This window comes from Allobrachymonas sp., from assembly GCF_041912815.1.
Lineage (GTDB): Bacteria > Pseudomonadota > Gammaproteobacteria > Burkholderiales > Burkholderiaceae_C > Brachymonas.
Genome location: NZ_JAYRLV010000003.1, coordinates 182,958 through 207,389, shown reverse-complemented (window position 1 = coordinate 207,389; position 24,432 = coordinate 182,958). Strand labels below are relative to the sequence as shown.

17 protein-coding genes and 1 pseudogene are annotated in these 24,432 nt (G+C 64.0%); 4 read left to right on the top strand and 14 right to left on the bottom strand.

Annotated elements, in window-relative coordinates; translation table 11 throughout:
* The first annotated feature begins 68 nt into the window (after positions 1–68).
* Both gyrB and ACE3P9_RS04775 read left to right on the top strand, forming a co-directional pair.
* Positions 69–2,657: a DNA topoisomerase (ATP-hydrolyzing) subunit B gene (gene gyrB / locus ACE3P9_RS04780; protein WP_374492128.1), complete on the top strand. Its 2,589-nt coding sequence runs from the start codon at positions 69–71 to the stop codon at positions 2,655–2,657.
* Between the two features lie 19 nt (positions 2,658–2,676).
* On the top strand, positions 2,677–3,735 hold the full coding sequence (locus tag ACE3P9_RS04775) for an NERD domain-containing protein (protein ID WP_374492127.1): 1,059 nt from the start codon (positions 2,677–2,679) through the stop codon (positions 3,733–3,735).
* Between the two features lie 91 nt (positions 3,736–3,826).
* On the opposite strand, the gene ACE3P9_RS04770 is transcribed toward ACE3P9_RS04775, so the two are convergent.
* On the bottom strand, positions 3,827–4,753 hold the full coding sequence (locus tag ACE3P9_RS04770; RefSeq protein WP_374492126.1) for a LysR family transcriptional regulator: 927 nt from the start codon (positions 4,751–4,753) through the stop codon (positions 3,827–3,829).
* A 108-nt stretch (positions 4,754–4,861) separates the two neighbouring features.
* Between ACE3P9_RS04770 and ACE3P9_RS04765 the strand changes: the two genes are divergently transcribed.
* Positions 4,862–5,635: an SDR family oxidoreductase gene (locus tag ACE3P9_RS04765; protein ID WP_374492125.1), complete on the top strand. Its 774-nt coding sequence runs from the start codon at positions 4,862–4,864 to the stop codon at positions 5,633–5,635.
* A gap of 229 nt (positions 5,636–5,864) precedes the next feature.
* On the opposite strand, the gene narI is transcribed toward ACE3P9_RS04765, so the two are convergent.
* From narI to ACE3P9_RS04730, 7 genes are all read right to left on the bottom strand, one after another.
* On the bottom strand, positions 5,865–6,554 hold the full coding sequence (gene narI / locus ACE3P9_RS04760) for a respiratory nitrate reductase subunit gamma (RefSeq protein ID WP_374492123.1): 690 nt from the start codon (positions 6,552–6,554) through the stop codon (positions 5,865–5,867).
* Positions 6,555–6,570: 16 nt separating this feature from the next.
* Complete coding sequence (narJ, locus tag ACE3P9_RS04755) at positions 6,571–7,224, bottom strand: nitrate reductase molybdenum cofactor assembly chaperone (RefSeq protein WP_374492122.1); 654 nt, start codon at positions 7,222–7,224, stop codon at positions 6,571–6,573.
* Positions 7,225–7,300: 76 nt separating this feature from the next.
* Positions 7,301–8,851 carry a nitrate reductase subunit beta gene (gene narH / locus ACE3P9_RS04750; RefSeq protein ID WP_374492121.1) on the bottom strand — a complete coding sequence of 517 codons (1,551 nt, stop codon included), beginning with the start codon at positions 8,849–8,851 and terminating at the stop codon, positions 7,301–7,303.
* Between the two features lie 31 nt (positions 8,852–8,882).
* Entirely contained in the window at positions 8,883–12,584 is a 3,702-nt protein-coding gene (locus ACE3P9_RS04745) for a nitrate reductase subunit alpha (protein WP_374492120.1), read from the bottom strand.
* A 227-nt stretch (positions 12,585–12,811) separates the two neighbouring features.
* Complete coding sequence (locus ACE3P9_RS04740; protein WP_374492119.1) at positions 12,812–14,197, bottom strand: NarK family nitrate/nitrite MFS transporter; 1,386 nt, start codon at positions 14,195–14,197, stop codon at positions 12,812–12,814.
* A gap of 332 nt (positions 14,198–14,529) precedes the next feature.
* Complete coding sequence (locus ACE3P9_RS04735; protein WP_374492118.1) at positions 14,530–15,795, bottom strand: nitrate/nitrite transporter; 1,266 nt, start codon at positions 15,793–15,795, stop codon at positions 14,530–14,532.
* 451 nt (positions 15,796–16,246) lie between these two features.
* Positions 16,247–16,567, bottom strand: coding sequence for a DUF1840 domain-containing protein (locus ACE3P9_RS04730; RefSeq protein WP_374492117.1), 321 nt, complete (start codon positions 16,565–16,567; stop codon positions 16,247–16,249).
* Between the two features lie 393 nt (positions 16,568–16,960).
* Between ACE3P9_RS04730 and ACE3P9_RS04725 the strand changes: the two genes are divergently transcribed.
* Positions 16,961–17,437, top strand: coding sequence for a bacteriohemerythrin (locus ACE3P9_RS04725; RefSeq protein ID WP_374492116.1), 477 nt, complete (start codon positions 16,961–16,963; stop codon positions 17,435–17,437).
* A 33-nt stretch (positions 17,438–17,470) separates the two neighbouring features.
* Here ACE3P9_RS04725 and ACE3P9_RS04720 read toward each other — a convergent pair whose 3' ends face one another.
* The 6 genes and pseudogenes from ACE3P9_RS04720 to ACE3P9_RS04695 form a co-directional block, all read right to left on the bottom strand.
* Complete coding sequence (locus tag ACE3P9_RS04720) at positions 17,471–21,115, bottom strand: pilus assembly protein (protein ID WP_374492115.1); 3,645 nt, start codon at positions 21,113–21,115, stop codon at positions 17,471–17,473.
* A gap of 37 nt (positions 21,116–21,152) precedes the next feature.
* Entirely contained in the window at positions 21,153–21,728 is a 576-nt protein-coding gene (locus ACE3P9_RS04715) for a PilX N-terminal domain-containing pilus assembly protein (protein ID WP_374492113.1), read from the bottom strand.
* A 4-nt stretch (positions 21,729–21,732) separates the two neighbouring features.
* Positions 21,733–22,833, bottom strand: coding sequence for a PilW family protein (locus ACE3P9_RS04710; protein WP_374492112.1), 1,101 nt, complete (start codon positions 22,831–22,833; stop codon positions 21,733–21,735).
* Positions 22,830–23,410, bottom strand: a pseudogene (gene pilV / locus ACE3P9_RS04705) (type IV pilus modification protein PilV). Before pilV ends, ACE3P9_RS04710 begins: the two are co-directional and overlap by 4 nt.
* Positions 23,401–23,886, bottom strand: a complete 486-nt coding sequence (locus tag ACE3P9_RS04700) for a GspH/FimT family pseudopilin (RefSeq protein ID WP_374492110.1) — start codon at positions 23,884–23,886, stop codon at positions 23,401–23,403. Before ACE3P9_RS04700 ends, pilV begins: the two are co-directional and overlap by 10 nt.
* Positions 23,877–24,323, bottom strand: a complete 447-nt coding sequence (locus ACE3P9_RS04695) for a type IV pilin protein (protein ID WP_374492109.1) — start codon at positions 24,321–24,323, stop codon at positions 23,877–23,879. Before ACE3P9_RS04695 ends, ACE3P9_RS04700 begins: the two co-directional genes overlap by 10 nt.
* Positions 24,324–24,432: the final 109 nt, after the last annotated feature.

Sequence of the window (24,432 nt, the reverse complement as noted above, 5' to 3'; positions counted from 1 at the left end):
GATTTTTGCCCATTCCCCCATCGTGTGCAGGGGGTGCGGGAGAGGGGTAAATCTGCGAAAATGAAAAGATGAGCGAATCGCAGAATCCTTCCACCAATCCCTCCCCCAACCCAACCTCTCCCGGTGCCGACGGCTACGGGGAAGGGGCCATCCAGATTCTCGAAGGGCTCGAAGCCGTGCGCAAGCGCCCCGGCATGTACATCGGGGACACCTCCGACGGCACCGGCCTGCACCATCTGGTCTTCGAGGTGGTGGACAACTCCATCGACGAGGCTCTTGCCGGCTACTGCGACGACATCCTGGTCACCATCCATACCGACAACTCCATCAGCGTGGTCGACAACGGACGCGGCATCCCCACCGGCGTCAAGATGGACGACAAGCACGAGCCCAAGCGCAGCGCTGCCGAAATCGCCCTCACCGAGCTGCACGCTGGCGGCAAGTTCAACCAGAACAGCTACAAGGTCTCCGGAGGCCTGCACGGCGTGGGTGTGTCCTGCGTCAACGCCCTCTCCACCAAGCTGCGCCTCACCGTGCGCCGCGAGGGCAAAATCCACACCCTGCTGTTCGCCCATGGCGTGGTGCAGGACCGCATCCTGGAGCAGGTCGACGGTGCAGAAATCTCCCCCATGCGCATCACCGGCGACACCGACCGCCGCGGCACCGAGGTGCACTTCCTGCCAGACACCGAAATCTTCAAGGAAAACAACGAGTTCCATTACGAAATCCTCAGCAAGCGCCTGCGCGAACTGAGCTTCCTCAACAACGGCGTGCGCATCCGCCTCAAGGACGAGCGCACCGGCAAGGAAGACGATTTCGCCGGCAGTGGCGGCGTCAAGGGCTTCGTCGAATTCATCAACGGCAACAAGAAAGTCCTGCACCCCAACGCCTTCTACGCCACCGGCAGCCGGCCCGCCGAAAGCTACGGCGGCATCCCCGGCACCGAGATCGGCGTCGAAGTGGCCATGCAGTGGAACGACGGCTACAACGAACAGGTGCTGTGCTTCACCAACAACATCCCCCAGCGCGACGGCGGCACCCACCTCACCGGCCTGCGCGCGGCCATGACCCGTGTCATCAGCAAGTACATTGCCGACAACGACCTCGCCCGCAAGGCCAAGGTCGACGTCACCGGCGATGACCTGCGCGAAGGCCTGTGCGCCGTGCTCAGCGTCAAGGTGCCCGAACCCAAGTTCAGCAGCCAGACCAAGGACAAGCTCGTCTCCAGCGAAGTGCGCGCCCCGGTCGAGGACATCGTTGCCAAGGCCCTCACCGACTACCTCGAAGAACGCCCCAACGACGCCAAGATCATCTGCGGCAAGATCGTCGAAGCCGCCAAGGCCCGCGAAGCCGCCCGCAAGGCCCGCGAAATGACCCGCCGCAAGGGCGTGCTCGACGGTTTCGGCCTCCCCGGCAAACTCGCCGACTGCCAGGAAAAAGACCCCTCCCTGTGCGAAATCTACCTGGTGGAGGGCGACTCCGCCGGCGGCTCCGCCAAGCAGGGCCGTGACCGCAAGTTCCAGGCCATCCTGCCCCTGCGCGGCAAGATCCTCAACGTCGAGAAGGCCCGGTACGAAAAGCTCCTCACCAGCAACGAAATCGTCACCCTCATCACCGCGCTCGGCACCGGCATCGGCAAGGCCGCCGAGGAAGCCAACGGCAAGAACTCCGGCAGCGACGACTTCAACATCGACAAGCTCCGCTACCACCGCATCATCATCATGACCGATGCCGACGTGGACGGCGCCCACATCCGCACCCTGCTGCTCACCTTCTTCTACCGCCAGATGCCCGAACTCGTGGAGCGCGGCCACATCTACATCGCCCAGCCGCCGCTCTACAAGGTCAAGGCCGGCAAGGAAGAGCTCTACCTCAAGGACTCCGTTGCGCTCGACGGCTTCCTGCTGCGCGTGGCCCTGCGTGACGCCAGCGTCTACACCGGCGGCAGCCAGCCGCAGACCCTCTCGGGCGACACCCTGCAGACCCTGGCCACCCGGCACCAGCTCGCCGAGCGCGTCGTGCACCGGCTCTCCGCCTTCCTCGACGCCGAAGCCCTGCGCGCCATCGTCGACGGCGTGGACATCCGCCTCGACACCACCGCTGAGGGCGAAACCAGCGCCCGCGCCCTGCAGGAACGCCTGCGCGAACTCGACACCACCGGCGAACAGGCTACCGTCACCTACGAGCACGACCCCCACACCGACAAGCCCTTCCTGCGCATCAGCCGCCACCACCACGGCAACATCAAGAGCAGCATCCTCTCGCAGGAATTCGTCCACGGCGCCGACTACGCCACCCTGGCCGAGGCCGCACACACCTTCCGTGGACTCGTGGGCGAAGGCGCCCGCGTCGTGCGCGGCGAGGGCGAGCGCCGCAAGGAGCAGGAAGTCACCGACTTCCGCAGCGCCATGCTCTGGCTCCTCAACGAGGCCGAACGCACCACCAGCCGCCAGCGCTACAAAGGCCTGGGCGAAATGAACCCCGAACAGCTCTGGGAAACCACCATGGACCCCACCGTCCGCCGCCTCCTGCGCGTCCAGATCGAGGACGCCATCGAAGCCGACCGCGTCTTCACCATGCTCATGGGAGACGAAGTCGAACCCCGCCGCGACTTCATCGAATCCAACGCCCTGCGGGCGATGAATATCGATGCGTGAATAAGGACGGGATTTCACCATGCTGCTCAAGCGCGCAGATGACAAGACCAAGCGGATGGCTCTGCTCAAGGACCTGCAGCAGTCTCCTTGCCTGGACAGCAGCCAGAGAAAATGGCTGGCAGAGGAGCTGAGCAACCTTGCCAAGGGGATGACGGGCGAGCGAGAGGCTGCGTATTACCTCGACAGCTATTTCAAGGAGAGTCCCAACCACATGGTGCTGCACGATCTGCGGCTCATGGTGCAGGGTGAAGTGGTTCAGATCGACCATCTGGTCATTGGCCGTGCCTTCATCTATCTGGTGGAAACCAAGAACTGGGCCTGCAATGTGTGGATCAACGACCATGGAGAATTCACAGTCGAATACGGCAATCATTCCAGGTTCGGGGTGGCTTCTCCCATTGAACAGAGCCATCGGCACGAGCGTGCGCTGCGCGCCGTGCTGGATCAGCTCGGCTTCAAATCCCGTTTTGGCACGGCAGTGGACATTCGCAATGTGGTGATGTTCCATCCCCAGGCCATCATTCACCGACCGGATGCCAAGGCATTTGACACCAGCATGGTGATCAAGGCAGATGCCTTCCCTTCCTGGATCAATCGTTTCGTGGAACGTGAACTCGGAGTGGGAGCGACGCTGAAGGCCCTGGCCACCCTGCGGGGGCAGGACACGATTGCCGAGTGGGGCAAGGCGCTGATGCGCTGCCACCAGCCGGTGGACCTTTTGGCTCTGCCGGATTTCATGCGTCCCCAGTCTCCGCCTGTACCCGCTCCCGTGTCTTACGAAGCGGCACCTGCGCCTGCCCGTCGAAAGGTGCAGGAGCCAGCCGCTGCAGTGACACGGCGACCTTCCCCCAGGAGCAGACAGCCTGAGGCCAGACACGCACCTCCCCCGGATAGCCAAGTTCCCATGCCTTATGCTGTGCCGGGCGAAAAGAAGTGCATCTGCGCCCATTGCGGCTGCAAGATCAGCTACGAAGAAGGCATGTATTGCTGGCATCACAGCCAGCGCTTCCACGGACAGCAGTTCTGCCGCGAGCATCAGAAGCTTTTTCCATTTGCATCCAGGGAAGCGGTGCGGTAGTCCGGTTGCCGGAGTGCTGTGGCATCCGTGGCTCTGAATATGGAATGGGCCAGAGTCAGGCACTGGTCACGCTGCCGGCGTCTGGGGGTCTTCAGGCTTCATCCGCTGGCACCTGCCTTTCCAGACATTCGCGCGTGACGATGTCGGCGAGCCAGTGGCAGAACGTGCGGACACGGGGAGATAGATGCCGGCGGTGGGGATACACGATCTGTATCGGCATGGAGGGGGCGGGCCATTCGGGGAGCACTTCCACCAGCGCTCCGGCTTCGAGGTGTTCGCGGACATCGAAGGCGGGGATCTGGATCAGGCCCATGCCGGCGAGGCTGCAGGCGATGTAGGTTTCGACGTTGTTGGCCGCGACGCGGGACGGCATCGGCTGTACATGCCGTGCGCCGTCGGCCATCCATTCCCAGGGAGCAGCCCTGTGGCTGGCAGACGAGATGTAGTTCACCGCAAGATGGTGCACCAGATCGCCGGGCTGGCGGGGCACGCCATGGCGGTCGAGGTATGCCGGGCTGGCGCAGTTGATGAGCCGGATGCTTCCCAGCGGCCGTGCCACCAGGCTGCTGGCTTCCATCTCGCCCACGCGCAACGCGCAGTCGATGCCTTCGCGCACCAGGTCCGTGAGGCGATCACTGGACCCGATTTCCAGTTCGATGCCGGGATACCGTGTCAGAAAATCCGGCAGGGCGGGGGCCACCTGACGGCGAGCGATGCGGCTGGGCAGGTCCACGCGCAAGCGCCCCTGCAGGGATTGATCGGCAGGGCGGAAGAGTTGTTCCAGTTCCTCGCTGTCGGCCACCAGCGCGGCAGCCCGTTCCAGCAGGAGTTCGCCGTCCGGGGTCACGTTCACGCGCCGCGTGGTGCGATGGAGCAGGCGTGTGCCCAGCCGGGATTCCAGTTGCCGGATGGCGAGCGAGACGGTAGGGCGCGGCACGCCCATCTGTTCGGCTGCTGCGGTGAAGCCGCCGCTTTCCGTCACTCGCCTGAAGATGCGGAGTTGTTCGATCAGATCCATGATTGGTAGTGATTCATGTACAGATATGTGGAAAATCGCTGATTTATTGGATTATTTTCGCTCAATAGAATCTTCTGCATCCCATCACTCACCATGCAGAGGTTTCCCATGTCCACACACAGCATCCAAGACAAGGTCGTCCTGATCACGGGCGGAGCCAAGAATCTGGGAGGGTTGATTGCACGCGATCTTGCGGCGCAGGGTGCGCGGGCAGTGGCCATTCATTACCACCGCGCGGCGGACAAGGCCGATGCGGAGGACACGGTGGCTGCGATCGAGAAGGCCGGTGCCAGAGCCGTGGCGTTTCAGGCCGATCTCACCACGGCGGGCGCGATGGAGCAGCTTTTCTCCGACACGGTGGCGGCTGTAGGGCGGCCCGACATCGCCATAAATACCGTGGGCAAGGTGCTCAAGAAGCCCATTGCGGACATCACCGAGGGCGAGTATGACGAAATGAGTGCGATCAATGCCAAGTCTGCCTTCTTCTTCCTCAAGGAAGCAGGCAGGCACGTCAATGACAATGGCAAGATCTGCACACTGGTCACCTCGCTGCTGGGGGCGTTCACTCCGTTCTATGCGGCCTATGCGGGCACCAAGGCGCCGGTCGAGCATTTCACCCGGGCGGCAGCCAAGGAGTTCGGGGCGCGCGGCATTTCGGTGACGGCTGTCGGCCCGGGGCCGATGGATACCCCCTTCTTCTACGGGCAGGAAGGGGCTGATGCCGTGCGCTATCACAGGACGGCGGCTGCGCTTTCGGCCTTCAGCCGGACGGGGCTGACGGATATCGAGGATGTAGTGCCATTCATCCGCCATCTGGTCAGTGAGGGCTGGTGGATCACGGGGCAGACGATACTCATCAATGGAGGCTACACCACCAAGTAATTTCCTGCATGTCCCTGCTGCGTGCGCTGCAGGCTGCTGCCCCGGTCGCTGTCCAGGCGCCGGGGCAGTGCGTTTTTTGGGGGGGCTGGTCTGCAGCCTGTCCTGCTTTCCTCCCCCGATGTGAAGTCCCGATGCCTTGAGGACTGTTTGCCCCGTCTACAAAAAAGCCGCCCCGAGGGGCGGCGAAGAGGTGAAAAAGAGGTTGTTGTTATGGGGTTCGGGTTCCGGCTCAGACGCGGCGGGGGCGGACGAGCTGCCAGGCGCGGGTGAGGTAGGTGACGCTGGCGAAGCCGCTCCACACGTGCACGAGGCGGGTGAAGGGGAAGATCACGAACAGCGACATGCCCATGAACAGGTGGAACTTGAACACGGGGGAGGCTTCGGCGATGAAGCTGGCGGCGTCTCCCCGGAAGGTGACGATGTGCTGTGCCCAGGTCATGAGCTGCACCATTTCGTGGCCGTCCAGGTGCTGGGCGGAGACGAAGATGGTGGACAGGCCGAGCAGGAGCGTGACCAGGATCCAGCCGACGACGAGCTTGTCGCGCCAGGTGGTGTTGGCGGCGAGGCGTTCGTTGCCGAAGCGGCGGAAGATCAGGATCAGCAGGCCGGTGAGGCACATGAGGCCCATGACGCCGCCGGCGAGCATGGCGAACACCTGCTTGGCGCTGTGGGGCACGCCGAGCGCGTCCCACACGGCCACGGGGGTGAGCAGGCCAACGAAGTGGCCGAAGAACAGACCGATGATGCCGACGTGGAACAGGATGCTGCCGATGCGCAGGCTGCCGCGGTGGAGCAGCTGGCTGGATTCGCTCTTCCAGCTGTATTGCTCGCGGTCGAAGCGGATGAGGCTGCCGAGCAGGAAGATGGACAGCGCGATGTAGGGATAGATGCCAAAGACGAATTGATGCAGATAGCTCATGAGAGGCTCCTTGCGCTTACGCGGCGTGTGCTGCGGCGGGCGGGTAGAAGTGGATCGGCGCCATGGCCGGCATGGCGGGCTTGAGCAGGGGTTCGACGCCGTCGGGGCCGGGACCGAAGGTTTCCATGGCCTCGTCCATGTCGCGCACGGGCGGCACGGTCAGGGGCTGGGGCTCGACGGGCGAGAGGCTGACGGCGGCCTGCAGCGGTGCGGCATACGGAGAGCCGTCGGCTTGCAGGCGGCTGGCGACGTGGTGCAGGACGTGCACGGCGTCTCCGAGCAGGTGGGCTGCTTCCCCGGCTTCGCACTGGGAGAGGAATTCGAGGAACAGCGGCACGTAGTCGGGCAGCTCGCTGGTGACGGGCTCGAAGCCTTGCGACTTGTACTCCTCGAGCAGGTCGACCATGGCCTGGCCGCGGGCGCGGTCTTCGCCGTGAATGTGCTCGAACAGGTGCAGCGAGTGCGAGGGGTTGCGGTCGAAGGTGGCGACGTATTCTTCCTGGAGGGAGATGAGGTCGCCGGCTTCGAGGTGGGCGATGAGCGGTTCGATCTGCGCGGCGATGGCGGGGGCCGTGGCGAGTGCGGCACGGATCTCGCCAAGCGCGTCGAGCAGGTCCTGCTCGGGGTAGCTCAGCAGGGCCGAGAAGGCCTGAAAGTGCATGGGGGTCATGGGGTGTGCTCCTTGCGGCCGGGGCCAGCCGGGTGCCGGGTGAGGGCGGCAGGCTGGCGTCCGGCGGGCGAAAAGGTCATTTCTCGCGGTTTTCCTTGAGGGCGCGACGCATGTCGTGGAACACGATGGGCGAGGCCTTCTTGCGGCCGAACAGGCTTTCGGGCGTGACGCCGTCGGAGCAGCCGTTGCCGAAGCTGAAGCCGCAGCCGGCCTTGTCCTCGAAGGTGTTTTCCACCACTTCCTTGTGGCTGGTGGGGATGACGAAACGGTCCTCGTAGTTGGCGATGGCCATGACCTGGTACATCTCCTCGACCTGGGCCGGGGTGAGATGGGTGCCGGCGAGCGTGGAGGGGTCGGTGACCTTCTCGACGCTCTTCTTGCGCATGTAGCGGCGCATGGCGACCATGGTTTCGAGTGCCTTGATGACGGGCTCTTCCTTGCCTGCGGTGAGCAGGTTGGCCAGGTACTGGATCGGGATGCGCAGGTCCTTGACGTCGGGGATGATGCCGTTTTCGCCGATGAGGCCGTTTTCGAGCGCGCTCTGGATCGGGGACAGCGGCGGGATGTACCACACCATGGGCAGGGTGCGGTATTCGGGGTGCAGCGGGAAGGCGACCTTCCATTCCATCGCCATCTTGTAGACGGGCGACTTGCGGGCGGCGTCGAGCCATGCTTCGGGGATGCCCTGCTTGCGGGCTTCGGCGATGACGGCAGGGTCGTTCGGGTCAAGGAAGACGTCGAGCTGAGACTGGTACAGGTCCTTCACGTCGGGGGTGCTGGCGGCCTGCTCGATCTTGTCGGCGTCATACAGCAGCACGCCCAGGTAGCGGATGCGGCCGACGCAGGTCTCGGAGCAGACGGTGGGCTGGCCGGCCTCGATGCGGGGGTAGCAGAAGATGCACTTCTCGGCCTTGCCGGAGGTCCAGTTGTAGTAGATCTTCTTGTAGGGGCAGCCGGAGATGCACATGCGCCAGCCGCGGCACTTGTCCTGGTCGATCAGGACGATGCCGTCATCTTCGCGCTTGTAGATGGAGCCGGAGGGGCAGCTTGCCACGCAGGTGGGGTTGAGGCAGTGCTCGCACAGGCGGGGCAGGTACATCATGAAGGTGTTCTCGAAGGCCGAGTACATCTCCTTCTGGATGCCTTCGAACAGGGCGTCCTTGGCACGCTTGGCGAATTCGCCGCCGAGGTCGTCTTCCCAGTTCGGGCCCCATTCGATCTTGTCCATCTTCTTGCCCGTGAGCACGGACACCGGCCGCGCGGTGGGCTGGGTCTGCATCTCGGGGGCGTTCTGCAGATGCTCGTAGTCGTAGGTGAACGGCTCGTAGTACTCGTCGATCGCGGGCAGGTTGGGGTTGGCGAAGATGTTGGAGAGGATCTTCGCCTTGCCGCCCTGGCGGGGGCGCAGCTTGCCGTTGGCGTCGAGTTCCCAGCCGCCCTTCCACTTGTCCTGGTCTTCCCAGTTCTTGGGGAAGCCGATGCCGGGCTTGGTTTCCACGTTGTTGAACCAGGCGTATTCCACGCCGTCGCGGCTCGTCCAGACATTCTTGCAGGTGACCGAGCAGGTGTGGCACCCGATGCACTTGTCCAGATTGAGCACCATGCCGATTTGGGCTCTGATTTTCATTGTCAATTCTCCTGAATCGAGGGTCCGGTTCTCAGTCTTGCTTGGACGCGGGCTGGTCCATCCAGTCCACATGCTTCATCTTGCGCATGACCACGAATTCATCGCGGTTGGCGCCGACGGTGCCGTAGTAGTTGAAGCCGTAGGCGAGCTGGGCATAGCCACCGATCATGTGGGTGGGCTTGGGCACGGTCCGGGTGACGGAGTTGTGCATGCCGCCGCGCTGGCCGCTGATTTCGGCGCCGGGGATGTTGATGATCCGTTCCTGGGCGTGATACATCAGCGTCATGCCTTCGGGAACCCGCTGGCTGACCACGGCACGGGCCGTGATGGTGCCGTTGACGTTGAAGATCTCGATCCAGTCGTTGTCCTCGATGCCTGCCTTGCGGGCGTCGACCTCGGACAGCCAGACGTGCGGGCCGCCGCGAGACAGCGTGAGCATGCGCAGGTTGTCGGAGTAGGTGCTGTGGATGCCCCACTTCTGGTGCGGGGTGATCCAGTTGAGCAGGATCTCGGTGTTGCCGTTGGGCTTGTGGTTGTGCAGGGGCGCCGTGGTCTTGAGGTTGACTGCGGGCTTGTACAGGCACAGACCTTCGCCGAAGGCGCGCATCCACTGGTGATCCTGGTAGAACTGCTGGCGGCCGGTGAGCGTGCGCCATGGGATGAGCTCGTGCACGTTGGTGTAGCCGGCGTTGTAGCTGACTTCCTCGCTTTCGAGGCCCGACCAGACCGGCGAGGAGATGATCTTCCTCGGCTGGGCCTGGATGTCCCGGAAGGTGATGTGGTCGTGCTCGCGCGGGATGGCCAGGTGCGTGTGGTCGCGGCCGGTGACCTTGCCGAGTGCTTCCCAGGCCTTGACGGCGACGTGGCCGTTGGTTTCGGGGGCCAGGGTCATGATCATTTCGGCGGCGTCGATGGCGGTGTCGAGGCGGGGCTGGCCCTTGCCGGCACCCTCGCTGGCCACCTTGTTCATCTTGCGCAGCTGCTCGATCTCGTGGCCGGTCTTCCAGGCCAGGCCCTTGCCGGCGTTGCCGACCTTTTCCATCAGCGGGCCGATGGTGGTGAACTTGTCGTAGATCGCGCCGTAGTCACGCTCGACCACGGTCATGGCGGGCATGGTCTTTCCGGGGATGGGGTCGCATTCGCCCTTCTTCCAGTCGCGCACGTCGAAGGGCTGGCCCAGCTCCTGCGGGCTGTCATGCATCAGCGGGGTGAGCACGAGGTCCTTCTGGACGCCGAGGTAGTCCTTGCCGATGGCGGAGATCGCCTTGGCGAAGCCCTTGTAGATTTCCCAGTCGGTCTTGCTCTGCCACAGCGGCTGCACGGCCTCGGACAGGGGGTGGATGAACGGGTGCATGTCGGACGTGTTGAGGTCGTCCTTTTCGTACCAGGTGGCCGTCGGCAGCACGATGTCGCCGTACAGGCAGGTGGTGGACATGCGGAAGTCGAGCACCACCAGCAGGTCGAGCTTGCCTTCGGCGGCGGGGCGCATCGTGACCTCGGTGGGCTTGATGCAGGCCGTCTCGTCGCTCATGACCGCGTTCTTGGTCCCGAGCAGGTACTTGAGGAAGTACTCGTGGCCCTTGCCGGAGGAGCCCAGGATGTTGCTGCGCCACACGAACAGGTTGCGCGGGAAGTTCTTGGGGTTGTCCGGGTCGTTGCAGCTCATGTCGAGCGAGCCGTTCTTGAGCCCTTCGACGGTGTAGCTCACGACATCCTTGCCGGCTTCGGCCGCCATGCGGGTGATGTCGAGCGGGTTGGTGGTGAGCTGCGGCGAGGAGGGCAGCCAGCCCATGCGCTCGGCCTTGGCGTTGTAGTCGATGAGCGACATGTTGGCCATGCTGCCATCGGCGGTCGGGCACAGGATCTCGTTGACGCCCAGCTTCTCGTGGCGCCACTGGCTGGTGTGGGCGTAGAAGAAGCTCGTGCCGTTCATCTGGCGCGGCGGACGGTGCCAGTCGAGGCCGAAGGCCAGCGGCAGCCAGCCGCTCTGCGGACGGAGCTTTTCCTGGCCGACATAGTGGGCCCAGCCACCGCCGGACTGCCCGATGCAGCCGCACATCATCAGCATGTTGATGATGCCGCGATAGGTCATGTCCATGTGGTACCAGTGGTTGAGACCGGCGCCCACGATGACCATGCTCTTGCCGTGGGTCTGGTCGGCGTTGTGCGCGAATTCGCGGGCCACCTGAATGACCATTTCGGGCTTGACGCCGGTGTGCTTCTGCTGCCAGCCGGGCGTGTAGGGCACGTCGTCGAAGTAGTCGCTGGCGACGTTGCCGCCGCCCAGGCCGCGGTCGATGCCGTAGTTGGCGGCCATCAGGTCGAACACGGTGGCCACGAGGGCACTGCTGCCGTCGGCCAGCGTGATGCGCTTGACGGGCACATTGCGCACCATCACGTCGTCATGCTCGGCGCCGAAGTAGGGGAAGCCCACGCCCACGACCTCGTCCTGCTTGCCCAGGAGGGACAGGGTGCCCTTGACTTCGCGGCTGGCCCCGCCTTCGCGGGCTTCGAGGTTCCAGCGGCCGGTCTTGCCTTCGGGCTGGCCCCAGCGGAAGCCGATCGAGCCATTGGGCACCACCAGCTCACCCGTGAGCTCGTCGAGCATCAGGGTCTTCCAGTCGGGGTTGTTGTCCTGGCCGCACTGGTCGGCGAGCTGGCTGGCGCGCAGGAAGTATTCGGGCAGGTAGCGGCCCCCTTCTTCCCGGAGCTTCACCAGCATGGGCATGTCGGTGAGGCGGCGGATGTAGTCGGTGAAGTATTCGGAAGGATTTTCGAGGTGGAATTCCTTGAAGATCACATGCCCCATGGCCATGGCCATGGCCGCATCGGTGCCCTGCTTGGGTGCGAGCCATATGTCGCCGAACTTGGCCATTTCGCCGTAGTCGCTCGACACGGCCACGGTCTTGGTGCCCTTGTAGCGCACTTCGGTGTAGAAGTGGGCATCGGGTGTGCGGGTCATCGGGACGTTGGAGCCCCAGACCATCAGGTAGGTGGAGTTGTACCAGTCGGCCGATTCGGCCACGTCGGTCTGCTCGCCCCAGATCTGCGGGCTGGCCGGAGGCAGGTCACAGTACCAGTCGTAGAACGACAGCGGCGTGCCGCCGATCAGGCTCAGGTAGCGGCTGCCGGCCGCGTAGCTGACCATGGACATGGCCGGAATGGGGGAGAAACCCACCACGCGGTCCGGGCCGTAGGTCTTGATGGTGTAGGCGTTGGCTGCGGCCACCATTTCGTTGACTTCATCCCACGAGGCGCGCACAAAGCCGCCCTGGCCACGACGGCTCTTGTAGGCTTTGGCCTTCTCGGGGTCCTGGCTGATGCTCTCCCAGGCCGCCACCGGGCCGAGGGACTTGCGGGCCTCGCGCCACATCTGCATGAGCTTGCCGCGCACCATGGGGTACTTCACGCGCTGGGCGGAGTACACGTACCAGCTGTAGGAAGCGCCACGGGGGCAGCCACGGGGTTCGTGGTTGGGCAGGTCGGGCCGGGTGCGTGGGTAGTCGGTCTGCTGGGTTTCCCAGGTGATCAGGCCGTTCTTGACGTACACCTTCCAGCTGCAGGAGCCGGTGCAGTTCACGCCGTGCGTGGAGCGCACGATCTTGTCGTGCTGCCAGCGCTGGCGGTAGGCGTCTTCCCACTTGCGGTCTTCCTTGACTACCGCGCCGTGGCCATTGGAGAAGGTGGATTTCACCTTGCTCATGAATTTCAGTCGGTCGAGAAAATGGCTCATAGTGCCTCCAGAGTCGCCGTGTGGCGCGCGGGGCGCGCCGTATGGGCCGATGAACAGAAGTCTATAAAAGTGCCGTCCGGGGGACTATTCGCCAGTGGGGGCGCCCGGGTGCGGCAGAGGAGCTAAACCGTATCCGCCAATTGGGGAATACGGCGGGAGAGTCCTGCAGCCAAAAGGGATGGCAGTGCAGCCATCTCCATGGTACAGAACAGGTTTGCCTGAGCGTATCAGCAGGGTACTTCAGCTCCCTTGCGGGCATAGAACCACCAGTTCACCAGCGCGCAGGTGGCATAGAAGGCGATGAAGGCATAGAGCGCTGCATCGACGCTGCCGGTCATTTCGAGCGAGGTGCCATAGCTCTTGGGGATGAAGAATCCGCCGTAGGCAGCCAGGGCAGCCGAGAAGCCGAGCACGGCAGCCGCTTCTTTGTTGGCTTCGCCCATGGCCTTGTGCTGCGCAGCCTCGCCCTTGCCGGCCGCCATGCGCTGGTGCAGCGTCAGGAAAATGGTGGGTACCTGCATGAAGGTCGAGCCGTTGCCGATGCCGGTGAGGGCGAACAGCGCCAGGAAGCAGACAAAGAAGCCCCAGAAGTTGCCGCCCTGTCCGGCGTGCGGCAGGAAGGCGATCACGCCGAAGACGCCGACGATCATGCCGAGGAAGACGAACTGCGTCACACGGGCGCCGCCGATCTTGTCGGCCAGCCAGCCGCCGAAGGGACGGGTGAGACCGCCGATGAGCGCGCCCAGGAAGGCGTATTGCGTGGGATTGATGCCCGTGAACTGGCTCTTGATGAGCAGCGGGAAACCTGCGGCAAAGCCGATGAACGAGCCGAAGGTGCCCAGATACAGCCAGCACATCAGCCAGTTGTGCTTGCGCTTGAAGATCACGGCCTGATCGGCAAAGGAGGCCTTGGCCGAGGCGATGTCGTTCATGCCGAACCAGGCTGCCAGCGTGGACAGAATGATGAACGGCACCCAGATGTAGCCGGCGTTCTGCAGCCACAGGTGCTTGACCTGCGCGCCCTTGGTCCAGGTCTGGGGCTCACCGCCGAGCGCGCCGAACACGCCCATGGTGATGATGAGCGGCACCACGAACTGCACGATGGACACACCCAGGTTGCCCAGGCCGGCGTTCATGCCCAGCGCGGCACCCTTTTCGGCCTTGGGAAAGAAGAAGCTGATGTTGGCCATGCTGGAGCTGAAGTTGCCGCCCCCGAAGCCGCACAGCAGCGCGAGCAGCATCATGCTGGCGTAGCTGGTCTGGGGATCCTGCACGGCCATGCCCAGGCCGATGGCGGGAACCAGCAGGCTCGCCGTGGTGAGCGTGGTCCAGAGCCGGCCACCGAAGATGGGCACCATGAACGAGTAGAAGATGCGCAGCGTCGCGCCCGACAGGGCCGGAGCCGCTGCCAGCCAGAAGAGCTGGTTGGGGGTGTACTTGAAGCCGATGTTGGGCAGGTTGACCACGACCACGCTCCAGACCTGCCAGATGGCGAAGGCGAGCGTCAGTGCGGGGATGGAAATCCACAGGTTGCGGCGAGCAACGGCGTGGCCTTCCTTTTGCCAGAAGACCGGATCTTCCGGCTCCCAGCGGGTCAGGACATGAGATGACATGAGTAGAACCTCCCGGGCCCCATGGGACCCCTATGGTCAGAAAGAATGCATGCAGCCTCGGCAGATACCCCACCGATCTGGTGCCTCCAGTCTAGGAAGGGGCATGCCGCGCGCCCATACCCCAGTGGGGGCGAAGGGGGGCGGCAGAGGAGCTAAGCCATCTCCCCCTTTTGGGGGAGCCCGCCATGATCCCCCCTGTGTGTTACATGAACGTGGCGCTGCGGTTCTCTGAATCGGGTAGGGGGAGCAGACGAAAAAAAGCCCGGCCGCAGGGCGGTCGGGCTGGGGTGCCTGTGGCTCCTCCCGGGGCAGGAGGAGTGCGGCAGAGGGAATCAGGCCTGGGCGGCAACGGCCTTGCGGGCAGCGTCGTCCTTTTCGCCGTAGTGGTGCTTGCGCTCGGCAAAGTTCAGCCACACGGCACCCACCAGGGCACATCCAAAGAGGAGCATGAAGGCCGTGCTGCGCACGCCGGTCATGTCGAGCAGCGCGCCGAACATGATCGGGAGCAGGAAGCCGCCCATGCCGCCCGCCAGACCCACGATGCCGGACACGGCACCGATGTTGCCCGGGAAGTCGTCGGCCACGTACTTGAACACGGAAGCCTTGCCCACGGCCATGGCCACGCCCACGAAGAACAGCAGGATGGTGAACCACTCGTGCGTGATGCCGAGGTGGTAGGCGGTGGCGCCCTTGGTGGTCTGGATCACGAAGTCGGTTTGCGGATAGGACAGGATGAAGAACACCAGCATCATGACCCACAGCACCACTTCGGTCACCTTGTGGGCGCCGAACTTGTCGGAGAACCAGCCGCCCAGTGCACGCAGCACGCCGCCGGGCAGGGAGAAGGCTGCAGCCAGGAACGCGGCATGCTTGAGGTCGAAGTGGTATTCACCCACGTAGTACTTGGTCATCCACAGCGCGAGGGCCACATAGCCGCCGAACACCACGGAGTAGAGCTGGCTGTACAGCAGTACCTTGGGGTTCTTCATGAGCGCGAGCTGCTCGCCGAGCGTGACCTTGCTGGACACGATATGGCTGGGATCGGAGTAGGTCATGACCCAGAACAGCAGGGCCGTGCCGAGCAGAATGGCGGCGTAGACCGTGGGAACCATCTGCCAGCCGGCAGCCACGATGATGACCGGAGCCAGCAGCTTGGTAAGGGCGGCACCGGCGTTGCCGGCACCGAAGATGCCCATGGCCAGACCCTGCTGCTCCTTGCGGAACCAGCGGGCCACGTAGGGAGTGCCGACCGAGAAGGAGCCGCCAGCCAGACCGATGACCAGACCGATGGCGAGGAACTGCCAGAATTCGGTGGCGAACTGCAGCGCAAAGACCGGAATCACGCAGGCCAGCATCAGGGCAAAGAACACGATGCGACCCCCGAAGCGGTCGGTCCAGATGCCCAGGGGCACGCGGATCAGGGAGCCGGAGAGCACGGGCGTGGCAGCCAGCATGCCGAATTCGGTGGCGTTGAGGCCCAGTTTCTGCTGGATCGGGATGCCGATGACGGCAAACATCATCCAGATCATGAAACAGACGGCGAACGCCAGCGTACTGGCGAACAGTACGGAGTACTGCTTGTATTTTTGCGAAGCCATGATGCGATTCCTTGGTCGAGAACAATGCCACGATAGCGCCGGGAGGGGGGCAGTCACTATCCGCCGCATGGGAGGGGCGTGCAGCCCCGAAGGGCTAGACGGCAATTCACAGAAGTGCGGGGGCAGTCTACCCCGTTTGGGGGAAACCCTTGTCAAGGGGACACTGCACTCAGGTATTGCTTGTCAAGACTTTGTGGATGTTGTTACGCCTTTTTCTGGCATCAAGGGGGTGCGTGGGCGCCATCAATTGGTGCAGTGCATGGGCATGTTTCTGCGGGTATGGTGCACCCAGAATGCCGCATTTCATAATTCCTCATGAATTCATGCGGTTGCGAGAGCCTTTTTGGGGAATGGCGACATCGTGCTCCAAAATGGGGACGACAAAAAACCCGCCATGCGGCGGGCTTGAGAAGACTCTTTGTTGTAAAAAAACAAAGAAAAAAGAGGTTTGTTACACGCCCCAGACAATGTCCTTGCCCTGCTGGTGGCTGACCTTGAGCAGATCCAGGAAGGGCTGGGCGCGGGCATAGAAGGGCACGCTGTCGTCGGCATCGGCCTCGCCCTGTTCGTCCACGTCCTGATCGGGCTTTCTGGCCTGGGCTTCAGAGGCCTTCATGGCCTGTTCGAGGGCGGTGATGGCGGCGGGCATGTCCGCTGCCAGGATCACGCCGCGCTCGGCCGGTTCCTTGCCGATGGCTTCGAGCACCTGGTGGGCATGGGGGGCCAGCATGATCACGTCGCCTGCGGCCTGGGATTTGAATTTGAACAGCATGCCTATCTCCTTGCTTGTCTGTGATGGGGGTATGGAATGATGGCCTTCATTCTACGGGGGTTCCATGGTCTGGCAGCGCGGCAGACCGTGTGCCGGTGCTGCATTCGGCGCTCCCAGAGCTGCGCAACGGAGGAGCGTTTCTTGCTTGTCGATGTGCGGGTGGGGAGGGACATCCGTGCGGTGCTGTGGACAAGCAACGCCACTGTCGGCATCTGGTGCCATCCAGAGCGTGACTTATGGCACGCGGCTGCACGATATGCGCAGATAGCGGTGTTTTGGACAGATGTTCATCTCCACAATGGCAATCCCATATGACGGAAAGCCATGCGAGGGGCATGGCAGCGGCCCGGAGGGGGCTGTTCCGTCGTCACAGAATGCTCTGACATCGCCATCATGGACAAGATCACCTGGAATGAATCCATCGCGCTCGGCTTTCCGGAAATCGACCAGCAGCACAGGGAGCTGATCGATATCTACAACGAGCTGTGCGACGCCGTGGAGCAGCACGCCAGCAGCGAGACGACGCTGCGCATCCTGGGCCACCTGGGCCACTACACGTCGGTCCACTTTGCCACCGAAGAGTCCCTCATGCGCATCCTGAACTTCAAGGACTATGCGGCGCACAAGCGCGCCCATGACCGTCTCCTGGCCGAGCTGCGGGTGCTCAGCGAGCAGGCGGCGATGGCGCCCATGGGGGTGAACCAGCAGCTCATGCAGATCATTGGCCAGTGGCTGCGCGACCATATTCTGAAGCCGGATGCCAAGTTCGTGGCCAGCCTGGAGCGCCGTGGGCTACATCCGTCCGTGAAGGCCGAGCGGGCCATTCAGCGGTGGTGGCACCGGTTCCGTTTCACTCGCAGGCGCCGGTGACCCGGCTGGGGGCGCAGGGCCCCCGGCCCGGGATCACTGGTCCTTTTCGCGGTACCAGTAGGTGCGGTAGCGCTTGCTGTTGATGGGAATCGTGGGCTTGACGGCGCCGAAGGCCGACTGGCTGCCCGGTCCCCCGATCACGAAGGGCAGTGTCACGTCCTGGCCGTTGACGGTGACGTTGACGAAGCCGGTCACGGGCGAAGGCGGCAGACCTCCGCCGTCGAGCACGTTGCTCACCAAGGCTCCCGTGAGGTAGTTGACCGAGTAGGACCGTGCCACGCCCAGGTTGGCGTTGCACTGACCGGACTGGACCGACTGCGGCTGGTTGGTGCCGAAGTAGGCCACACCCCCGAAGGCGGTGGGCGCGTTGACGCCCTTTTCGCCCGCGCCGCCCGCCAGCGAGACAAAGAAGCCCTGTCCGCTGCCGTCGTAGGTGGCGCTGGTGGCGTTGAACAGGTTGGTGGGCGTGTCCGTCGAGGTGGAGCTGGTGGCGTCATTTACGCCATTTGGCACCGACGGATCAGAGGAGGCATAACGTTGTTCGATATAGCCTGAGTCATCCTTGAGCATGTAGAAACGGTTGATGATTGCATTGGCCTTGTAGCTCTGCGTGGTGTAGGTGGGGTGCTCGCGGTCGCCGGTGATGGCCAGCACGGCGTCGTAGGTCTTGCCCGGGGCTACGTCCGGGGGGTAGAAGAACTTGCGGGGCGTTGGGTCGGTCGGCAGCCCGCCCAGAGCGGCGATCTGCGTCACGCGCCAGGTGTTGAAGGCGCCCGTGCCGGTGGGTTGCATGTCCACCCGCCAGATGTTGCCGCCCGTGTCGGCCGTGTAGAGGCGGTCGATGTAGCCGTCGTAGTCGCGGTCCACCAGCGTCACGTCGGCCGGAATGGCATGGGTCATGCCGGGTACGTTGACGTTGCAGGCGTTGGTGCCGGAGGTGCAGGTCGTGGTGTTGGTAGTGGCGCTTGCACTGGCCGACCACAGGAGCGCACCGGTGTCTGCGTCGAGCACGAAGATGCCGCGTCCCATGGTGTCGCTGCGCCGGGAGGCGTTGGCATTGGCCGAGTTGTAGTTGCCCCGACAGATCGGGTCGTTGACCTTGGTGGGCGGGTCGGTGGTGTAGTCGGTGCAGCCCGGGGGTTCGCCGTCCTCGTTCTGGTCATAGCCGGCGCCGAAGATCAGCACGGGCTTGGCTACCGTCTTGGTGGTGGTGGTGCCATCGGCATTGGTCACGGTGACGGTGTGGGTATAGCCCTTGAGGAAGGCCACCTTGGGCTGTGACCAGGTCTGGCCGAGCTCGGACATGCCTGAGGAGTTGTTGTCGAGCTTCCACTTGAATTTGGGGGCAGTGGGGTTGCTGACATCCAGGGCATAGAGCAGCCGGCCGCCCCGGCGTGCCGAGAGGAAGAGCCAGACCTTCTTGTTGTTCGGGTCGGTGGTGAAGTCCTGGTAGTAGCTCGGGGAGCCGTCGAAGAAATAGGGCTTGGGACGCGTGGCGAACGTGCCATCCGCATTGAGCACGGAGGGGCCGATCGGGGGGCTGTTGAGGTACAGGCGGCCGAGCGGGGTGTTGGGCTTGGGCGAGGTCTGGCTGGTATAGAACTCGGGGGCGATGAAGCCCCAGAGCGTGCCGCCGGGCTCGGTGGTGCCGATGGCGCAGGTGTTGGAGAGCGTGCAGGTGCCGAGCGGGGCGGGGCTGGTGTTGCTGGAGGGGGGCTGGTTGCCGTTGACGGCGCGGAACACGCCGTCGTTGGCGCCATAGAACACCACCACTCCGGTGGTGCCGCCGTAGTTCACCACGGCCGGCCGCGAGTGCAGCACGTCGCCATGGATCGAGCCGCGCACGGTGATGGCGGTGTCGGGCGAAGTGACCACGGGCGGGGCGCTCATTTCGGCGCCGGCCAGGGTGTCGCTGACCACGGAGGGGTCGCGGCCCAGCGTCCAGCCGATGAGCTGCTTGATGTTGGCCACGGCATTGGCGACCAGCTTGGAAAAGTCCAGGACGATGGCCGGGCTGGAGCTGGCGGTGGTGGCACTGAAGGGCATGCTGCTCAGAGTCGTGTTGCTGCCGTTGGAGCAGCCGCTCGTGGTGCAGGTGTAGAGCGGAATGGTGGTGCTGTAGTTGCCGCTGGTGTCGGACGTGTTGGTCAGGTACCTGAGGCGCAGCCGCTGGCTCACACCGCCTTTTTCCACGATCTGGCCGTCGGCCCAGTCATAGCCGTCCTTGCCGCCCTGGATGGTGGTGGCATTGGTCCAGAAGCCGCCGTAGGCATCGGGAGAGTGGCTGGTGTCCTTGGAGGTCCAGAAGCTCACGGCCGAGGGCGAGATGAAGCCCGTGCCCGCCGAGCTCAGGGCCGCGTTGGAGTCGAACCCGGAAGGGTAGGGACCCCACGAGGCGTCGGCCAGATAGAGCTGGGTGTTGAAGGCGTCGGTGGTGTTGACGCCCATGCGGTATTGCTTGAGGTTGCCCATCCAGCGCGGGTTGGCGTTGGGGTCGGGGCGGAACATGCCGATGAAGACCTGGTTGGCGTAGGAGCCCTGTGCGTTCGAGCTCACGGGCAGCACCGGGGCCGCGAACACGCTGTTGACGGCCTGCACTTCCAGAAAGATCTGGGTGAGGGCGTTGGTGAGCTGGCTGATGGCCGAGGTGGAGTTGGGGTTGATGATGAAGTATTTGCCCCCGCTGTTGCTGGCCATGCTCACGACGGCCTGCTCGTAGTCGGGGTTGGTGCCATCGCTCAGGATGATGGTGTAGGTGGTGATGGCGTTGTTGTAGCGCGACATGAACTGCGCCCACTCGTCGCTCGGGTCACTCTGGTACTTGCTGGAGGCCGTGACGCCGGAGATCGGGGATTTCCAGTTCTGCGGCCACTGGGGAGAGACGATCTGGGGGTAGCTGGAGGAACCGCCGCTGGCGCTGGCATAGGCGGTGTTGAGCGCGCTGGCGGCCAGTCCGCCCGGGTCCTGCGGCTTGGTGGCGTTGCCGTTGCCGTTGCCGGCTGCCGCAGTGATGTAGAGCACGAACTTCTTGGCGCAGTTGGCCGAGCTGACGCCGGGGTAGGTCAGGCCCGACAGCCCCGTGTGTCCGCCATAGAACGCCCAGGACTCCTGCATGGTCTGGCCCATCTGGTTGTTGTTCGATTTGTCGGTGGCCAGGCTCAGGTTGAACAGCGAGGTGAGCATGGTGCCGATGCCGCCCGTGCCGCCAGCAACGCTGTAGGAGGTCGTGGTGGTGTTGCCCTTCGTGGTCGTCTTGGCGGTGATGGTCGGAGCAGTGCCGCTCATCGACAGCAGGGTCGACGGCGTGGGCGAGTAGGCCGGCACCACGAACTGCCCGCCGTTCTTGATGGCGTTGGCCGTGGGAAAGTACATCAGCCCCAGGTTGATGTTGCCGTACAGCACCGGGTTGCTCACGATGGACGACACGGCGTTGTAGATCGCGCACTTGTCGATGCCGAAGACCTTGGCGGCATCGAACGGCAGGTTGGTCACCGGGCAGCTGAAGCTGTTCACCGACGAGTCGGCTGCAGCCGAGTTGTCCAGGATCATCAGCAGGTTGGGCGGCGCGTTGGACTGCACGCCGTTGTAGATGTCGATGTCTTCGGTGTGGCCCTGGAGCGCGCACAGCGCGAGCAGCGAAGTCAGCAGCGAGGTGCGAAGGAGGTGTCGGACGTTCATGATGAAGGGTCCCAGAAAGGCCAGTCTCGGGTTCGGTTCAGTTGGGGCAGGAGGTGCCGGCGAGCACGCGCATGGCCATGCCCTGATGGAGGGTGGTGCTCGTGGCGCTGCCGGTGCTGCCTGCGGCGCTGGAGCGCAGGTCCCAGTTGGAGTTGGAGCACAGCGAGGCCCCGGTCGATGAGGTGCCTGCGATGCCGGAGGTGGTGGAGGCCAGGCTGCCGGTGCAGGCGTTGTCCGAGCTGCTGGAGAGATCCAGCTGGTTGAGCAGGATGGGGCGGATGCCAAGGCACGTGGGCACCTGGACCGTCACCGTATACTGGGCGCCGGTCTTGCCGCTGTCGTTGGAGTCGACCAGCATGGTGTAGGCCGAGGTCATGGTCGAGAAGTCGTTGCTGACCGTGTACTCCAGCCCCTGCTGGGCTGCCAGGTCGGCTTCGGTCTGGAACTGCTGGTTGCTCACGATCTTGGTGTTGAGCGTGGCCACCTTCATGGCGGACAGCGCCACGATCATCATGATGACCAGAAACACAAGGGCCACGATCATGGTGATCCCCCGCTGATGGCGGGCGGAGACATGCGGGCGACGGGCAAGGGGATGGAGACGGGCTGCCATGGATTCACTCCCTCTGGCCGGCGATGTTGTAGAGGCGGGCCGTGGCGGTGTAGACATGGCGCTTGTAGGCATCGCGGTAGGGGCCATCCGTCACCAGGGTAGTGCCGGTCGCCGGCAGGCCCATCTGGTAGGTGCGGGTATCGGTCCAGCCGGGGCTGGTTTCGGTGCTGCGGGCCAGCACGTGCACACGCACCGTCACTACGTTCTTCCAGTTGTTGGCCGGGGTGGTGAGCCAGTCATAGCCCGCTGTGGGCAGGGGGCAGCGGGTGGAAGTGATCTGTGTCACATCGGGAGCTCCGGGCGCATGCACATAGCAGTCGGGCGAGCCGTTGCTGTCCATGTCGATGCCGTAGTCGAACTGCAGATCCTGGATACCGTCGACCAGCGGGGTGACGGTGTAGGCGCCGTTCACGAACTCGGCCACCTTGAGTGTGGGCACGTGGTCGTTGGTGGTGGTGCCGCAGTCGTTGCACGTGGCCAGGTAGTAGATGCGCTGCATCACCTTGTGAACCGGAGCCTTGGTGCTGCAGTCCTTGGTGGTCAGGGTATAGGGGGTGCCGCCGGATGCGGTGGTGGCTGCGATGAAGGGCTGGGTTTCGCTGCTGCACAGCGAGGTCTGCAGATACGTCTCGCCGGTGACGGCACTGGCGGCAGCCAGTTCCACCGACGACACCCGCGACACGATCAGCACAGGCGTGGTGGTGCTGGCGTTGGGCAGGCAGGTGGAGCCAGGGATGGTGCCCGGATCGTAGACCGGAAAAGGCAGGGTGGACGAGGCCCCCGAGGTGGTGGTGGAGGAATAGCCCAGGGCGCTCACACCTGTGGCGCAGGCCGTGGGAGCCACCGCGGCATACGACTTGGCACTGAGGTAGTTGAAGTACCCGGCCTGTTCGATTTCCTGCGTGAGCAGCTGCACGGCATAGCGGCCGTTCTCGATCTGGCGGGAGGAGCGGTCCAGCTCCGTGCGCGTGTTGGTGTTCGACACCAGCAGGCTGCCCAGTGCCGCCATGATGAACAGACTGATGGTGATGGCCACCATCAGCTCGATGAGGGTCAGGCCGCGCTGCCGGCGCCCGGACACGGGGAACAGGGTCGAGCGCGTCATGACAGTTTCCCTATGCGCACCTTGGCGGTGACGATGCGGTGCAGCTTTTCGTTGCTGTACTGGCCGTTGCCGCACGGGAAGGGCGTCACCCCGTCGGACAGCAGGGGGCGGCGGTGGGAGCCAATCCCTGCCACGACACCGTCACCATGTAGACATTGTTGGTGGCGTCGTCGAGCGTGATGCAGCCGCGCGCGCCGATCATGGCCCCGATCCTGGAGGTGCCGCTGAGCTCGGCACTGCCCTTGAGCAGGGTGTCCCACTCGGTGAGGTCGTTGGTGGCCTGGGTCTGCTGTGCCGAGGACCCGGTGCCGCAGGTGGGGATCGAGGTGGCGCCCGTGCCCAGGGTGACACCCGTGGTGCTGTTGGAATAGCAGCTGGCCACCTGGCGGTTGGCGTTGAGGCGGCTCACCATGTCGTTCATGAGCTGCAGGGCCTGCACGCGCTGGTAGGACTCCATTTCGGACTGGTTCGAGTGGGCCACGAGGCCCGCAAGCCCGAGCAGCCCCACCAGCAGGATAATCAGCGTGACCAGCACCTCGATCAGCGAGATGCCTCTCTGTCGGGCGTTCATGAGCATGCTCCTGTCTTGGCGCTCGGCATGCCGTTGAGCGCGATGGTGACGCAGCGCGGCGACACACCGTCCAGGGCGGGGGATGCCTGCACCGTGAACCGGGTGGCCGCGGTGGAGGTGCGGCCGTTGGGGGCGTAGGTGACGGTGCTCAGGCTGGCGGAATCGGAAATCGACACACCCGTCACTGCCATGTTGCGTTGCAGGATGGTGGTGCCGTCCGTCACGTTCCAGCCCCCCATCCAGCCGCTGCCGGACGAGCCGCTCTGCACCATGCTGACGTTGCGGTTCTCGGAAATCGCCTGGCTGCGTGCGAGCAGCAGGGTGGCTGTCAGGTCGAAGGAGGCGTTGCGCACCCGCTGGTTGACCACGAACTGCCGGAAATTCGGAACGGCAAACGCCGCCAGGATGGCCACGATGACCACCACCGTCATCATTTCGATCAGGGTGAAGCCCCTGACCCTGGGGCGGTGCACTACCAGCATGACGCCGCTCCTGCGCTGCCGGAGGCCGTCTTCTGGTTGGCCTGATCCAGGGTGATGGTGCCGCAGTCCGTGTCGGCCAGCTGGGCGCCGATGGGCGTGGCAGTGAGCGTGAAGCCCGGCGGCGTGGAGGTGACGGTGGCCGTCACGGTGTAGCTGCTGGTGAGGTTGGAGGGCACCGAGGTGCCGAGATCGGTGGACAGGTTGGCCGTGTAGCTGCGGGCGTCGAGCAGATAGCGCTGCTCCAGGTTGGCCACTTCCATGAGGTAGCTCTCGACGGCGTTGCGCTTGCTGCGCAGCACGTAGCGGGTATAGCTCGGGTAGGCGATTGCCGCCAGGATGGACACCACTGCCACCACGATCATGACTTCCACCAGCGTGAAGCCCCGGTGCGCGATGGATGCGGACTTGGAAGGAGTTTCAGGATGGAAGGACAGCATGGTGGCGACTCGTGAAAAGGGGGCGCAGTACGCACATGGCACGATCTGGACGGCAATGTTTCAAATATCGGCGAAATGAACGGGCGTTTTATTCAGGCATTGCGTCCAT

Coding starts and splice junctions, on each gene's coding strand:
- gyrB (WP_374492128.1), top strand. CDS start 69: ATGAGCGAATCGCAGAATCCTTCCACCAATCCCTCCCCCAACCCAACC.
- ACE3P9_RS04775 (WP_374492127.1), top strand. CDS start 2,677: ATGCTGCTCAAGCGCGCAGATGACAAGACCAAGCGGATGGCTCTGCTC.
- ACE3P9_RS04770 (WP_374492126.1), bottom strand. CDS start 4,753: ATGGATCTGATCGAACAACTCCGCATCTTCAGGCGAGTGACGGAAAGC.
- ACE3P9_RS04765 (WP_374492125.1), top strand. CDS start 4,862: ATGTCCACACACAGCATCCAAGACAAGGTCGTCCTGATCACGGGCGGA.
- narI (WP_374492123.1), bottom strand. CDS start 6,554: ATGAGCTATCTGCATCAATTCGTCTTTGGCATCTATCCCTACATCGCG.
- narJ (WP_374492122.1), bottom strand. CDS start 7,224: ATGACCCCCATGCACTTTCAGGCCTTCTCGGCCCTGCTGAGCTACCCC.
- narH (WP_374492121.1), bottom strand. CDS start 8,851: ATGAAAATCAGAGCCCAAATCGGCATGGTGCTCAATCTGGACAAGTGC.
- ACE3P9_RS04745 (WP_374492120.1), bottom strand. CDS start 12,584: ATGAGCCATTTTCTCGACCGACTGAAATTCATGAGCAAGGTGAAATCC.
- ACE3P9_RS04740 (WP_374492119.1), bottom strand. CDS start 14,197: ATGTCATCTCATGTCCTGACCCGCTGGGAGCCGGAAGATCCGGTCTTC.
- ACE3P9_RS04735 (WP_374492118.1), bottom strand. CDS start 15,795: ATGGCTTCGCAAAAATACAAGCAGTACTCCGTACTGTTCGCCAGTACG.
- ACE3P9_RS04730 (WP_374492117.1), bottom strand. CDS start 16,567: ATGCTGTTCAAATTCAAATCCCAGGCCGCAGGCGACGTGATCATGCTG.
- ACE3P9_RS04725 (WP_374492116.1), top strand. CDS start 16,961: ATGGACAAGATCACCTGGAATGAATCCATCGCGCTCGGCTTTCCGGAA.
- ACE3P9_RS04720 (WP_374492115.1), bottom strand. CDS start 21,115: ATGAACGTCCGACACCTCCTTCGCACCTCGCTGCTGACTTCGCTGCTC.
- ACE3P9_RS04715 (WP_374492113.1), bottom strand. CDS start 21,728: ATGGCAGCCCGTCTCCATCCCCTTGCCCGTCGCCCGCATGTCTCCGCC.
- ACE3P9_RS04710 (WP_374492112.1), bottom strand. CDS start 22,833: ATGACGCGCTCGACCCTGTTCCCCGTGTCCGGGCGCCGGCAGCGCGGC.
- ACE3P9_RS04700 (WP_374492110.1), bottom strand. CDS start 23,886: ATGCTGGTAGTGCACCGCCCCAGGGTCAGGGGCTTCACCCTGATCGAA.
- ACE3P9_RS04695 (WP_374492109.1), bottom strand. CDS start 24,323: ATGCTGTCCTTCCATCCTGAAACTCCTTCCAAGTCCGCATCCATCGCG.